Below are 13,785 nucleotides of genomic sequence, written 5' to 3'. Positions count from 1 at the left end.
ACAAACGAAAAAATTGCGAAACCTGCATATTCACCGGGTGCAAGCGGATTGATTTCAATCGCTTTTCCCGATCAGATGGATGGGACAGCGATAAACGAAAAGCCGCGCCGGTTTGTTCCGGCGCGGCTTTTCATTCGACTTTTACTCCCGGCGGTACCGTCAGTTCGTCAGGCGCGTCATCTGTGCGGAGGCCTTCGCTCCGATCGCCTCGAAGGCGGCAAGGAGGTCTTCCATTTTTTCCGCCTGGAAATAATGGGAGTCGTCGGAGGCGCAATAATGCAGCAGTGCCTGTCCCCCCGCGGGCGCCATGAAGGCAATCGTATAGATTTCGATGCCCTTCGACTTCGCGTCGTCGCATGTTGTCTTTGTCGCGGTGTCGTAGGAACGGCCGCCAGACGTATCGTTGTTATTATCGCCGTCAGTCATGAAGACGATGTATTTTTTCGGCACTTGCCCGGTCTTCTGCTTGTGAGCGGCATCCTCGGCGTCATTGCCGGCGGCGTTCTTGGCGGTGAGAGACGTGTAAGCCGTGCTCATTGCACCGCTTGAGTTCGTGCCGCCTCCCGACTGAAGCGCATTGACGTAGCTCGTGACAGCGGTGGTCCCCCAAGCGAGACTGCTGGCTGGGTATTGAACGATATCATAGGATACCGCGCCGGTGCGCACGTATTCGGCGTTGGGATCGGCGCTGTTGAGCTGGCCGAAGAGATTGCCGGCGGCGAGCTTCAGCGCTTCTATCTTGGTGTAATAACGCGTACGCGTGCCGGTGCAGGTGTCATAGATCGTGTTTTTGCCGCTAGGGTTCAAATGAGGATTGCACTTGTAGGTGAATGATTCCGTCGTGACCGTGGTGGTATTATCTCCCATCGACCCCGACTTATCGAGTGCGAGGAACATGGAGATCGAGCCTTGGGTCTCTGAGTGACCACCGACCGTCGTGCCTGATACCGAAAGATGTTGCGTGCTGAAGCCGACCGCCTGCATGAGCGGATTAACCGTGAGGTCGTAGCTCGGTGAAACCGTTACCTGATAGGATGTCGATTTGCCTGACGTGCTTGTCTGGACGGTGACGCCCGTCCCGCTCTTGATATCGCTGCCGCTCTGCAGGTAATTCGCCATTTGCCCGGCTACGAAATTCTGCGCGAAGGCCTCGGCCTGCGAGGTTTGGATCGTGCCATTTGCCAGCGCGGTGGCCGTTGCGAGCGCGGCGGAATCGGCCGCCTCCTGCAACTGCTGCTTGGAGAGCAACATATCTCCGACCTGGATCGCCATGCCGGCGACGCCGAGAAGAACGGGCATCATGATCGCCGTCATGATACCGAAATTACCGCCTCGATCGCTGAACATGCGACGCAGGCAGGGATGCAAAAAGAAGGTGCTCATCATGTTCACCCGAAATGGACTCTGTGGGTTACATTAGGCATTGCTGCTTCTTTACGCCGTCCTTACGGCGTCAATAGAAGTTTAACGAATGAGCGGATTTTTCCAGTTTTGGGATTATTTCAGCGGGATCACATCGACCGCCTGGTCGGCGCGCTGCCCGCCATAGCTTTTCAGTACGCCGATGACGGGAACGACGTCGGAATAGTCCCGGCCATAGGCGACGACGATATGATCGGTGCCGGCGGGGATGTTGTTGGTCGGGTCGAGCTCGATCCAGCCGATGGTTTCGCCGCACCAGATCCGCACCCAGGCATGCATGGCATCCGCCCCTTCGAGGCGTTCCTTGCCGGGCGGCGGGATGGTGCGCAGGAAACCGGAGACGTAGCCGGCCGGAATGCCGAGGCTTCTGAGCGCCAGGATCATGATGTGGGTGAAATCCTGGCAGACGCCGCGCTTCAGCCTGAATGCCTCGAGCGGCGTCGTGTCGACCGTCGTCGCGTCGGCGTCGTAGGTGAAATCCTTGTAGACGCGGGCACAAAGCGCGTAGGCGATCTGCATCGCCGTCAGATCAGGCGCAGCACAGCTTCGGGCAAAGTCGCCGATCTCGCGCGCCTGAGTCAGGCGCGGGCTGTCGCCGAGAAAGTGGTGCGGTGAGTCCGGCGCCAAGGACCAGATGCCGGCTATCTCCTCCGGCAGGTCGGCCAGCAGCGGCGAGAAATCAGCGGCGATCGGCTGGCTTTCCACCTGCACGCGGGCCTGCATCCGAATGTCGAGCGTCTCGTGCGGCGCGCGCAGCAGGAACGAGGTGGCCGGATGATCGAAGAAATCGACGAAATGCGACTGCTCGTCCGGCGTCGGCGAGATGGTGATCGAGCCGGCGACCAGACGCTGCCGATGGGTCAGCGACAGCGGCATCAAGCGCATGATGTGGCGGGCGCCGGAGGCCGGCACGTCGTAGCTGTAACCCATGCGGAGAGAAAGATCGTAAAGCATCGCCGTCACCCGAGATAGGTCTGGGCGAGCAGATCGGAAAGCTGCTCCAATTCGCGTTCGAGCCGCTGATAGACCTCGGCCCCCATGCCCTCCGGCGTCATCACCGCCAGGCCGGAATGGAGCCGCATCGCCTCGCGGTAGAAGGGCGACATCTGACCGTTGATCAGGGCGTTCGGCAGTTGCTCGACCTCGTGGTGGATCTCGTTCACCTGGAAGAGGACCGAGCGGGGATTGAGGGGATCGAGCGCCAGCAGGTCGGTGACGGTCAGCCGCGCCGTGTTGACGTTGTAGCGGCGGCGGTGGGTCATGACGCTGTCGCCGATTTCGAGCAGCATGTCGAGGGCGCCGTCCGGCGCTTCCGGGCCGGACATGTGGCCGAGGAGCCGCGTCATGTGCAAGCCACGCTCGATATAGCGGCCGAGCGAGAGGAAGCGCCAGCCCATGAAGCGGTACATGTTCTCGTGCACGAGGCCGGCAAAGCCCGCGAGCTTGCGCAGAAGGATCGTCATCGCGTGGCTGGCATCGTCGCCGGCCGCGACGGCGACATGGAAGCGGCGGGCGGTCTTGGCGAGATCGTTGAGTGCCAGCCAGCCATCCGGCGAGAAACGGTCGCGGATATTGCTCGCCGAATAAACGGCGCTGTCGATGTTGCGCAGCAGCCTTTCCGGCACGGGTTCGGCGGTGTCGATATCGACGGCGGCGAGATAGGCGGAGACGTCGGCCAGCAGCGGCTGGCTCGGATCGGCAGCTTCGGCATAACGCGCATGCCAGGCGCGCAGGATGCGCAGCGCCCCTTCGGCGCGCTCGATGTAGCGGCCGAGCCAGAACAGATTGTCGGCCGCCCGGCTCGGCAGGCTGCCCGGCATGTTGCGGGTGAAGCTGCCCTCGGCCGGCAGCAGCGTGTGGCGCTCGACCGGCTTGTCGCTGACGATCCAGACGTCGGCGGCCGCGCCGCCCGACTGCATGGCGATGGCCGCGACATCGGCGCCGGAGCCGATGCGGGCAAAACCGCCGGGCATGATCTGCCAGCCGTTTGCCGTGCGGGCGGCGAAGACACGCAGCGACATCGGCCGCGGCACGAGCTTGCCGTCTACCCAGGCCGGCGTCGTCGAGAGGGTCACGACCTCCTGTCCCACAAGTTTCGGGCCGTCCGAACTCAGCCAGTCGGTGATGGAATCCTTGGCGGTCGCCCGTAGCGACGATCCGAGCACGGATTCGCCGTCATCGTCGAAGAAGGGGGCGCGGGAATAGGCCGGGCCGATCACCATCTTCTCGATATTCTTGGCGACGTGCTCGCGCTCATCTTCCTGGCCGCACCACCAGGTGGCGATCGAGGGCAGTTGCAGATCCTGCCCCAGCAGGCGGCGGCAGATAGTCGGCATGAAGGCCAGCAGCGCCCGGGTCTCGAGAACGCCGGTGCCGAGCGCATTGACGATGGTGACGCTTTCGGCGCGCAGCGCTTCGACGAGGCCGGGTGTGCCGATATGCGAATTCTGGTTCAGTTCCAGCGGGTCGGCAAAGGCCGAATCGAGACGGCGCCAGAGCACGCCGATCGGCTTCAGGCCGGCGACGGTGCGCACCATGACGCGGCCCTTGACGACGGTAAGATCCTCGCCCTCGAGCAGCATGAAGCCGAGATAGCGGGCGATATAGGCGTGTTCGTAATAGGTCTCGTTGGCCGGGCCCGGCGTCAACACGGCGATGCGGTCGTCGCCCGAATGTTTCATGGCCTGCAGCGCATCGCGGAAGCCACCGAAGAAGGAGGCAAGGCGGTGAACGGGTGTTTCGGCGTAGATATCCGAGAAGGCCCGGGTGGTCGCGACGCGGCTTTCCAGCGCGAAACCGGCGCCTGACGGCGCCTGAGTCCGATCGGCCAGCACCCACCAGTTGCCGTCGGGGCCGCGGCCGATCTCGAAGGCGCAGAAATGCAGATAGTGGCCGGATGCCGGCCGGATGCCGGCGAGCGGGCGCTGGAATTCGGGATTGGCGGCCATCAGCGCCGGCGGCAGAACGCCTTCTTCCACCAGCCGGTTGTCGCCGTAGATGTCGGCGACGATCGCTTCCAGCAGGTCGGCGCGCTGGACGAGGCCGGCCGACAGCGCCTGCCATTCGCGCTCGTCGATCAGCACCGGGATATGCGAAATCGGCCAGGCGCGTTCGCCGGTGCCCTTGCTGCCATAGGCACGGTAAAAGACGCCGGCATCCCTGAGGTAGCGGTCGGCGCGGGCAAAACGCTCGGCAAGATCCTTTTCCGGCATTGCGCTCAGATGCGAGAGGAAATGCTGCCAGACCGGGCGGACCCTGCCTTTGTTGTCAACCATCTCGTCGGCGGTGCCGGGAAGCGGCGCATAGTCGAAGGCCGCACGTCTGCCGGTGCGGTCCTCTGCCTCTTCCCTGCGCTCTATTGCCGGCCTCTTACCCATCAAAACCCAAGCTACCCCTCACCCCCGGCATCAAATTCCAGCAGGCCGCCTCAGATCCAGCGTCAGCGGGAATTCAAGCGACCCCGTCTCGGCGCGGGGGATATAACCGCCCGCCGTATGTCCCCACGGCTCGAAGCGGGCGAGCCGCCTTGCTTCCGCCTCGTTGCCGTTGACCGGGAAGGTGTCATAGGTCCGGCCGCCCGGATGGGCAACATGATAGATGCAGCCGCCGATCGAACGCTTCGACCATGTATCATAAATGTCAAAAGTCAAAGGCGTGTTGATCGGCAGGACGGGATGCAGGCCGGACGCTGGCTGCCACGCCTTGTAACGGACGCCGGCAACCGAGACGCCGGCGGTGCCGGTCGGCGTCAGCGGCAAGCTGCGGCCGTTGCAGGTGACTGTGTAGCGTGCCGTGTTGCTGGATTCGAGCCGCACCTGAAGGCGCTCGACGGAGCTGTCGACGTAGCGGACGGTGCCGCCCGGCGCGCCTTCCTCACCCATGACATGCCAGGGCTCCAGCGCCTGGCGCAGTTCCAGCTTCGAGCCCTCGTATTCGACTTCGCCGCAGAAGGGGAAGCGGAATTCGAGCTGGGCCTTGAACCATTCGGGGCTGACGTCGAAGCCGTTTTCGCGAAGGTCGGCGAGCACGTCGAGGAAATCGGCCCAGACGAAATGCGGCAGCATGAAACGGTCATGCAGGGTCGTGCCCCAGCGGACGAACTTGCCGTCGACCGGGTTGACCCAGAAGCGGGCGATCAGCGCGCGCACCAGCAATTGCTGGGCAAGCGACATACGTGCGTTCGGCGGCATCTCGAAGCCGCGGAACTCGATGAGACCCAACCTTCCTGTGGGGCCGTCGGGCGAAAACAGTTTGTCGATGCAGATCTCGGCACGGTGGGTGTTGCCGGTGACGTCGGTCAAAAGATTGCGGAACAGGCGGTCGACGAGCCAGGGCAGCGGTTGCTGGCCGCGGCCGGGGGCGGCGATCTGCGCCATAGCGATCTCCAGCTCGTAGAGGCTGTCATGGCGGGCCTCATCGATGCGCGGCGCCTGGCTGGTCGGGCCGATGAACATGCCGGAGAAGAGATAGGAGAGCGAGGGGTGGCGCTGCCAGTGGAGGACGACGCTCTTCAACAGATCGGGACGGCGCAGGAAGGGACTGTTGTTCGGATTGGCGCTGCCGACGACAACATGGTTGCCGCCGCCGGTGCCGGTATGACGACCGTCGATCATGAACTTGTCGGCGCCGAGCCGGGTGGCGCGCGCCTCCTCGTAGATCGCCGTGGTGATATCGACGCAGTCCTTCCAGTTCGAGGCAGGATGAATGTTGACCTCGATGACGCCGGGATCCGGGGCGACGCGGATGACATTGATGCGCTCGTCCTGCGGCGGCGGGTAGCCTTCGATGTGGACAGGAAGCTTCAGTTCTGTGGCGGCGTTTTCGGCAGCGGCGATCAGCTCGAGATAATCCTCGATGCGTTCGACCGGCGGCATGAAGACGCAGAGCCTGCCATCGCGCGGCTCGACCGACATGGCGGTGCGCACGGCGCCGCCGATCTCCCCAAGTGTCTGTTCGATCCGGCCGCTATTGCTCTCGCCGGCTTGGAAGGAGGCTTCCGGCATGGCTCGGCCGGCCGGTATGAAGACGTCAGGCAACGGTCCGCGCGGGATGGTCGGATCGGCGGGGTGCATATAGGGATAACGCGCCGGGGGAACGTAAGGCAGCGTGCCGAGCGGCAGGCGATAACCGATCGGGCTGTCGCCTGGAACAAGGAATATCTTGCCGCGGCGGGTACGCCATTTCTCGCTGATCCAGACACGACTTTCAGCTGCCTTGGCGTTCCATGCCTGGACCGGAAGGAGGTAACCTGTGGGGACGGTGAGGCCACGGGCGAAGACACGGGCGATACGGCTGCGCTCCTCGGGGTCCTTCAGCTTCGAATTCGCCGGATCGACGTTTTCAGGCAGGCTGCCTTCCTTGATGATCCATTCGGCCGGATCCTCATAGGCCGGCTGCACCATGTCAGGTTTGATCGCCAATTCCCTTGCGATCGCTGTCAGGAGCTTTTCGGCATCCTCGGCCTTGACGCCGGTATCCTTGCCTTCGGCGGCGACCAGGTCGAGGTTCTGCCAGATCGGCTTGCCGTCGCGGCGCCAGTAGAGCGAGAAGGTCCACCGCGGCAGGCTTTCGCCCGGATACCATTTGCCTTGGCCGTAATGCAGGAAGCCGCCGGGGGCGAAGCGCTCCTGTAGCTTGCGGATCAGGCTGTCGGCCTTTTCGCGCTTGGTCGGGCCGACGGCGGCGGTATTCCATTCCTCGGACTGGAAATCGTCGATCGAGACGAAGGTCGGCTCGCCGCCCATCGTTAGATGCACGTCCTCAGCTTCGAGGACCCCATCGACCTTCTCGCCGAGTTCGTTGAGTTCGTCCCAGCTTTCATCGGAGAAGGGCTTGGTGATGCGCGGATGTTCGGCAACACGCGAGACCTTCATGTCGAAGGCGAATTCGGTTTCGGCCTCGCCGAAATAGCCGCCCGAGATCGGCGCGGCGTTGCGGTAATGCGGCGTGGCGGCAAGCGGGATGTGGCTCTCGCCGGTCAACAGGCCGGAGGTCGGATCGAGACCGACCCAGCCGGCGCCGGGCAGATAGACCTCTGCCCAGGCATGCAGGTCGGTGAAATCGACTTCGGTGCCGGAGGGGCCGTCGAGCGCCTTCAGATCAGGCGTCAGTTGGATGAGATAGCCGGAGACGAAGCGGGCGGCCAAGCCGAGATGGCGAAGGATCTGGACGAGCAACCAGCTGGTGTCGCGGCAGGAACCCTTGGCGCTTTCCAGCGTCTCCTCCGGTGTCTGCACGCCGGTTTCCATGCGGATGACGTAGCCGATCTGCCGCTGCAGACGGGCATTCAGACCGACGATCATATCGACCGTCGGCTGGTCGGGCGACCAGTCGAGCGTCGGCAGCAGCGCCTTCAGGCGCGGGCCAGCCGGCTCCGGCGTCATGTAGATCGACAGATCTTCCTGGATCGTTTCCGGATATCCGAAGGGCCATTTGGTCGCCTCTTCCTCGACGAAGAAGTCGAAGGGATTATAGACCGTCATGTCGGCGACGAGATCGACCTCGATCTTGAACTCGGTCACCGGATCCGGAAAGACGTAGCGGGCAAGGTAGTTGCCGTAAGGGTCCTGCTGCAGGTTGACGAAATGGTTGGCGGGCGTGACCTTCAGCGAGTGGCTCAGCACCCGAGTCTTCGAATGCGAGGCAGGTTTCAGCCGGATGATCTGCGGGCCGAGGCGGACCGGCTTGTCATAAGTGTAATGGGTCAGATGATAGATGCTGGCTTTGATCGACATATTTCTCTTTTTATCCCGCTCGCATCGTCGTGCGGCTTGCTGTTCCCAAAAACAGTGTGTGCAATGCAGCGAGAGAAAGCAAGGAGGGTCGAAGGCTTTTACGCCGCCTTGGCGAAGGTGACGGCCGCCTTCAGGCCCTTGCCGTCCGGGCCTGGCTCCAGCGTCAGGTCGGCATTGAAAAGGTTGGCGATTTCCTCGACGATCGGCAGGCCGAGACCGGCGCCCGGCGTACCTGTGTCGTTGCCACGCGAAAAACGCCGGCGCACCGCCTCCAGCTTTTCGCTGGCAATGCCGGGGCCGTTGTCCTCAACTTCGAGGCGGATCGTCTCCGTGGCTGCGATGATGCGGACGGTGACCTCCGCCCCCTTGCCGGCATAGGCGATGGCATTTCCGGCAAGGTTGCGCAGCATTTCGCCGATCAGCAGCGGCTCGGCGCGGATCATCGCCGGGCTCTCTCCCTCGAAGCCGAGATCGATGCCGGCGACGGCAGCCGTCGGGATCTGCTCACCGGTAATTTCCTGGGCGATGGCGGCAAGGTCGATGGCGGAGGCGGTCAGTGCCTCCTTGGCGGTGGCGGCGTCGATCTTGGCCATCAGCAGAAGCTGGGCAAGGATGCGCTCGGCATGCGCTACGGCCTGATCCCCCTTGAGCGCGGCCGCCTGGGCCTCCGCAAGCGAGCCGGCGCGGGCGGAAAGCGCAAGCTGGGTGCGGATGATCGCCAGCGGCGTGCGCAGCTGATGGCTGGCATTGCCGGTGAAATGGCGCAGCGCATCGAGCGCAGATTGCAGGCGGACCATGAAGCTATTCACCGTACCGACCAGCGGCTCGACCTCGCTCGGCACGATCTCTCCGATCGGATGCAGGTCATCGGGGCTGCGTTCGCCGATGGCGTCGCCTAGCTTATAGAGCGGACGCAACGCCACGGTGACGGAGATCCAGACGATGACGGCGGCACCCGCGATCATGAAGGCGAGGCGGAGTGCCGAGCGGACGAGGATCGCTTGCGCCAACTGCCGGCGGGCGATGGTGGTTTCGGCGACCGTCACGACGAAGGGCACGGAGCGGATGCCTGTCGAGGCGGAGCGTTCGAGCGTGGCGACGCGGATCGGCTCGCCGCGGAAGCTGTCGTCGGCGAAGGCGGCAGCATTGGCCGGAGTCTCGTTCAGGACCGGCAGGGACTGGTAGCCGGTGATGAATTTGCCGGGCGGACCATCGACGCGGTAGAAGACGCGGTCCTGCGCGGCCGAGGTCAGCATTTCAAGCGCGACATAGGGGATGTCGACCTGCAGCGTGCCGTCCTCGGCAACGACGACGCGTTCGGCAATCGCCAGCGCGGAGCCGGCGAGCACGCGGTCGGAGACGATGTTCGAGGTCTGGACCGCCTCGCGATAGGTATCTGCAAGCGCCAGCGTGCCGATGACGGCCGTGGAGACGAGCAGCCAGAAGAGCAGCCGTCGCCGGAGGGAATAGGCGGCTTTCATGAGGCCTCGGGGAGCTTGTCGAGATAATAGCCGATGCCGCGGGCGGTCTTGACCGTCAGGCCGTGCGGCGAGAGGCGTTTCCTCAGGCGGCTGACATATTGCTCGATGGCGTTTGCCGAAATGTCGTCGTCGAAGGCCGTCAGCGACTGAATGATCGCCTCCTTGGCAACGACCTTGCCGGCCCGCATGAAAAGAATTTCGAGCAGCCCGAGTTCGCGGGCGGGAATGTCGAGCGGCGTGGCGCCTGCCGAAAAGGCTCTGGCATTGAGATCGAAGGAGATGCCGCCAAAACTGACGGTCGCCGAGCGCAGGCCGGCCTGGCGGCGCAGGAGCACGCGCACGCGGGCCTCGAATTCTGATATGTCGAAGGGTTTGATCAGATAATCGTCGGCGCCGAGATCGAGGCCCTTGACCCGTTCTTCCGGCGTGCCGCGTGCCGTCAGGATGAGGACGGCCGCTTGGTTCTGCCGCGCGCGCATGGCGCGCAGCACGTCGAGCCCGTCCATCTCGGGCAGGTTGAGGTCGAGAATGACGAGATCGAAATTTTCCGCGGCGATGACCGCATTGGCGGATGCGCCGTCATGGACGACATCGACGGCATGGCCCGTGCCGCGCAAGATCGCCGACAGGCCGTCGGCCAGCGCGATATTGTCTTCGGTGAGCAGGATGCGCACGGATGTCCCCCTGTTTTCAAAGGAGATTACAGAGGTGGGGGAGCGATGTCACAGCGATTTTCGAAGTTGGGTGAATGCATGGGGGAAGCGGATTTCAGCTCGCGGTCCTTTCGATCCGTTCGCGCTGCATCATGGCGGCGGCCAGCAGCCTCTGGAAGCGGGGATCGTCGCGGATATTGTCGAGATCGGAATCATTGTTGAACCATTTGATATGGTAGACGGAGCTGTGCGGCAGCAGCCTCTCAAGGAGATCGATCGCCTGGTCGGCATCGCCAAGGACGGAATAGACGCAGGCGAGATTATACTGCGCGACGATGTCGTCCGGGTCGATGGCGATGGCGCGGGCGGCCCAGTCGCGCGCCCTGTTGGCATCACCCATATGGGCAAGCGCCAGCGCGCCGCGATGGGCCGGGCCGGAATTTTCCGGATTGAGGTTCAACGCGCGTTCGGCGCGCAGCAAACCGAGACGCGCCCAGTTTTCCGTATCCAGCACGCGGCCGAGCGAGCGGTAGGCGGACATCAGGTGAATCGGCGAGACGTAATCGTCAGGGCGGATGGCGGCGGCGCGGGTGAAATATTGAACCGATTCGGCGAAGTTGCCGTGCATGAAGAAGAACCGCGCATAATGGAAATTCGCCTCGAACAGGTTCGGGTCGAGCGCCAGGGCACGTTCGAAGGCCGCGGCCGCCCTGTCATCAAAGCCGCTCTGATGCAGGGCAAGGCCGTGAGAGGCGTGGGCCTCGGGAAGGTCGGGATCAAGCGCAAGCGCGCGGGCGCTCATGTCGAGGATGCGCCTCAGCGGCACGTCGTCAGGGGCCCAATCGCGGATCGCCGCGTCGCAATCGGCAATACCGGCATAGGCGCGGGCATAGTCCGGATCGAGCTCGACCGCCTTGCAGAACATGCGCCTTGCGAGCTGGAGATAGGATTTGGTCCAGGTGTGGGAGAGCTGGCGGCCCCGGAGATAATAGGTATAGGCCTCGACATTGGCGGTCGGCTCATTGGCGATCGCCTTCTTCTCCTCCGGCAGCAGGCGCACCTTCAACTGGCCGACGATCGCATGGGTAATCTCGTCCTGGATGGCGAAGATGTCGGTCAGGTCGCGGTCATAACGCTCGGCCCAGAGATGATCGCCATTGGCGGTGTCGATCAGCTGGCCGGAAATGCGCACGCGATTGCCGAAGATGCGCACACTTCCCTCAAGCACGTAGCGCACGCCAAGTTCCTGGGCGAGCCGCTTCACCTTCACCGATATGCCCTTGTAGGTGAAGATGGTATTGCGCGGCACGACGTGCAGGCTGGAGATCTTGGAGAGATCGGTGATGATGTCTTCGGTGATTCCGTCGGAGAAATAGTCCTGGTCGGCGTCGCCGCTCATATTGGTGAAGGGCAGCACCGCGATGAAGCAGGTATTGCGGTTCTGCGCGACCAATTTCGCCGAGGAGGGCGGCGCCAGGGTGACGGTATAGACCTGAACCGGCTGCCGGATGTTCTTCAGCATATGCTCGCCGATGAATTCGAAGCCGAGATTGAGGCGCGCGCCGACCTGATCGCGCACCGAGGCCGATACGGCGATGCCGCCCGGCGCTGCGATCCGCTCAAGCCTGGCGGCAAGATTGACGCCGTCTCCGAAGATATCGCCGTTTTCGACCACGACGTCGCCGAGATTGATGCCGATACGGAATTCGACGCGCTCGTCTTTGGGCACGTTCTCATTGCGGGCGGCCATGCTGCGCTGGATTTCGGCGGCGCAGGCGACGGCATTCACGACGCTCTGGAATTCGGCAAGGATGCCGTCGCCGGTGAGTTTGACGATCCGGCCTTTATAGTCTGAAATCCGAATGTCGACCAGTTCGCAGCGGTGGCGGTTCAGCGCCTGCAGCGTGCCGGCCTCATCAATGCCCATCAGTCGGCTGTAGCCAACGACATCCGCAGCGAGAATAGCGCTCAGTCGTCGTTCCATGACCCCTCCCATGGATCTTCCCAGTTTAGTCCAGCTTTTTATAGAGTTTTTGTCGCGTAGAGTCGTCCCCCGAATAAGAAAATTCGGGCGGATTCGACGTTTTGACACGGCAGCGCGACCATATAGCGTCGCGGATCTTCATCAATACTCTGAATGGGTGAAGGAGAGCGCTCAGCGCTAATCCTTTGTGATGAAAAGGCGGATTCTAATCGGAGAAGGCGGAGTGGGTTGTTTCGGTCGAGGCTTCGGGATCGGTCCTATAAAAGTCACGTCGCCGCCAAGGCTCCCTGCTGCATGCACAAAACGCCCTGTGGAACGGATCGCCGCCTAGGCCGGGCGCCCTTGCTCTTGTTCCCTCCGGCATGCTGGGGCATTGTTGCGGCATGAGGAGAATTTTCATCTTGCTGCTGGCCTTCTGGCCAGGCTTCGCGCTTGCCGATCAGGCCTTTTATCCGGCGAAATCAGGCAAGGCCGATGCGCCGGTGCTGACGGTTTATTCCTCGCTCGACGAGCCGTTGGCGCGGCCGATGATCCGGGGTTTCCAGGACGCCAATCCGGACGTCGCGGTCAAATATGAGGACATGCTGACCGGCGATATCTACGACCGGATCGTCAGGGAGACGGATGCCGGTAAGAAGACGGCGGACTTTGCCTTTTCCTCGGCGATGGACCTGCAGGTGAAGCTGTCCAATGACGGATATGCGCAGGTCAGCAACCTGCCGATGAGTGCCGCCTGGCCGAAATGGGCGAACTGGCGCAACACCGCCTATGCGCTGACCTTCGAACCGGCAGTGTTCGTCTACCACAAGCCGAGTTTTGCGCATGATCCGGTGCCGAGTTCGCGGGCGGAGTTCGTCGATTACCTGAACCGCAAGGGCGACGACGTCTACGGGCGGATCGGCACCTACGATATTGAGCGCTCCGGCGTCGGCTTTCTGTTCATGGCGCGCGACCAGGAGCAGTTCGGCGACATCTGGTCGGTGATTGGCGCGATGGGGGCTGCCGGCGTCAAGCTCTATTCAACGAGTTCGGCGATCCTGGAGCGTGTTGCCGATGGGCGCTTCGTGCTCGGATACAATATTCTCGGCTCATATGCGGCCGATTGGGCCTCGCGGTATCCGGATGTCGGCATCGTGCTGCCGAAGGACTATACCGTAGTGATGTCGCGGATCGGGCTGGTGCCGCAGGCGGCCGCCGAGCCGGAGCTCGGCAGGCGCTATCTCACCTTCTTCATGTCGAGGGAAGGACAGACGATCATGGCGCGGGAGCTGCAGATCCCGGCGGTCAGCCCCGAGGTGGCGGGGGAGAATACCGCCAATACGCTGCAGGAACTGCTCGGCGCCCAACTCCGGCCGGTGCCGGTCAGCCCCGGGCTGATGGTCTATCTCGACCAGGTAAAACGGGCACGGCTGATTGCCCACTGGAACGAGGTTCTACGGGCGCAGTGAAGGCGTCCGCTTTGAGCCGGTCGCATGTGGGAGCCGGGATTTAAGCCGGCAGCCACCAATTAC

The 13,785-nt window shown here is 63.0% G+C and carries 8 protein-coding genes; 1 reads left to right on the top strand and 7 read right to left on the bottom strand.

What is annotated here, in order from left to right; genetic code table 11:
• Positions 1–159: 159 nt before the first annotated feature.
• From RLEG4DRAFT_RS29660 to RLEG4DRAFT_RS29630, 7 genes are all read right to left on the bottom strand, one after another.
• The gene (locus tag RLEG4DRAFT_RS29660; RefSeq protein WP_037094350.1) at positions 160–1,383 is read right to left on the bottom strand and encodes a TadE/TadG family type IV pilus assembly protein; all 1,224 of its coding nucleotides are present in this window, start codon (positions 1,381–1,383) and stop codon (positions 160–162) included.
• A 114-nt stretch (positions 1,384–1,497) separates the two neighbouring features.
• Complete coding sequence (locus tag RLEG4DRAFT_RS29655; protein ID WP_003582312.1) at positions 1,498–2,376, bottom strand: transglutaminase family protein; 879 nt, start codon at positions 2,374–2,376, stop codon at positions 1,498–1,500.
• Between the two features lie 5 nt (positions 2,377–2,381).
• Positions 2,382–4,799, bottom strand: coding sequence for a circularly permuted type 2 ATP-grasp protein (locus RLEG4DRAFT_RS29650; RefSeq protein WP_003582310.1), 2,418 nt, complete (start codon positions 4,797–4,799; stop codon positions 2,382–2,384).
• A 30-nt stretch (positions 4,800–4,829) separates the two neighbouring features.
• Positions 4,830–8,156, bottom strand: coding sequence for a DUF2126 domain-containing protein (locus RLEG4DRAFT_RS29645; RefSeq protein WP_003582308.1), 3,327 nt, complete (start codon positions 8,154–8,156; stop codon positions 4,830–4,832).
• Positions 8,157–8,254: 98 nt separating this feature from the next.
• Complete coding sequence (locus tag RLEG4DRAFT_RS29640; protein WP_003582306.1) at positions 8,255–9,637, bottom strand: sensor histidine kinase; 1,383 nt, start codon at positions 9,635–9,637, stop codon at positions 8,255–8,257.
• Positions 9,634–10,311 (bottom strand): response regulator, encoded by a 678-nt coding sequence (locus tag RLEG4DRAFT_RS29635; RefSeq protein ID WP_003566554.1) that lies wholly within the window; start codon positions 10,309–10,311, stop codon positions 9,634–9,636. The genes RLEG4DRAFT_RS29640 and RLEG4DRAFT_RS29635 overlap by 4 nt, the downstream gene beginning before the upstream one ends.
• 94 nt (positions 10,312–10,405) lie before the next feature.
• Positions 10,406–12,274 carry an adenylate/guanylate cyclase domain-containing protein gene (locus RLEG4DRAFT_RS29630; RefSeq protein ID WP_003582304.1) on the bottom strand — a complete coding sequence of 623 codons (1,869 nt, stop codon included), beginning with the start codon at positions 12,272–12,274 and terminating at the stop codon, positions 10,406–10,408.
• A 401-nt stretch (positions 12,275–12,675) separates the two neighbouring features.
• Between RLEG4DRAFT_RS29630 and RLEG4DRAFT_RS29625 the strand changes: the two genes are divergently transcribed.
• Positions 12,676–13,722, top strand: coding sequence for an ABC transporter substrate-binding protein (locus RLEG4DRAFT_RS29625; protein ID WP_003582302.1), 1,047 nt, complete (start codon positions 12,676–12,678; stop codon positions 13,720–13,722).
• Positions 13,723–13,785: the final 63 nt, after the last annotated feature.

The organism is Rhizobium leguminosarum bv. trifolii WSM2297, assembly GCF_000271845.1.
This window is presented reverse-complemented; position numbering and strand designations above follow the sequence as displayed.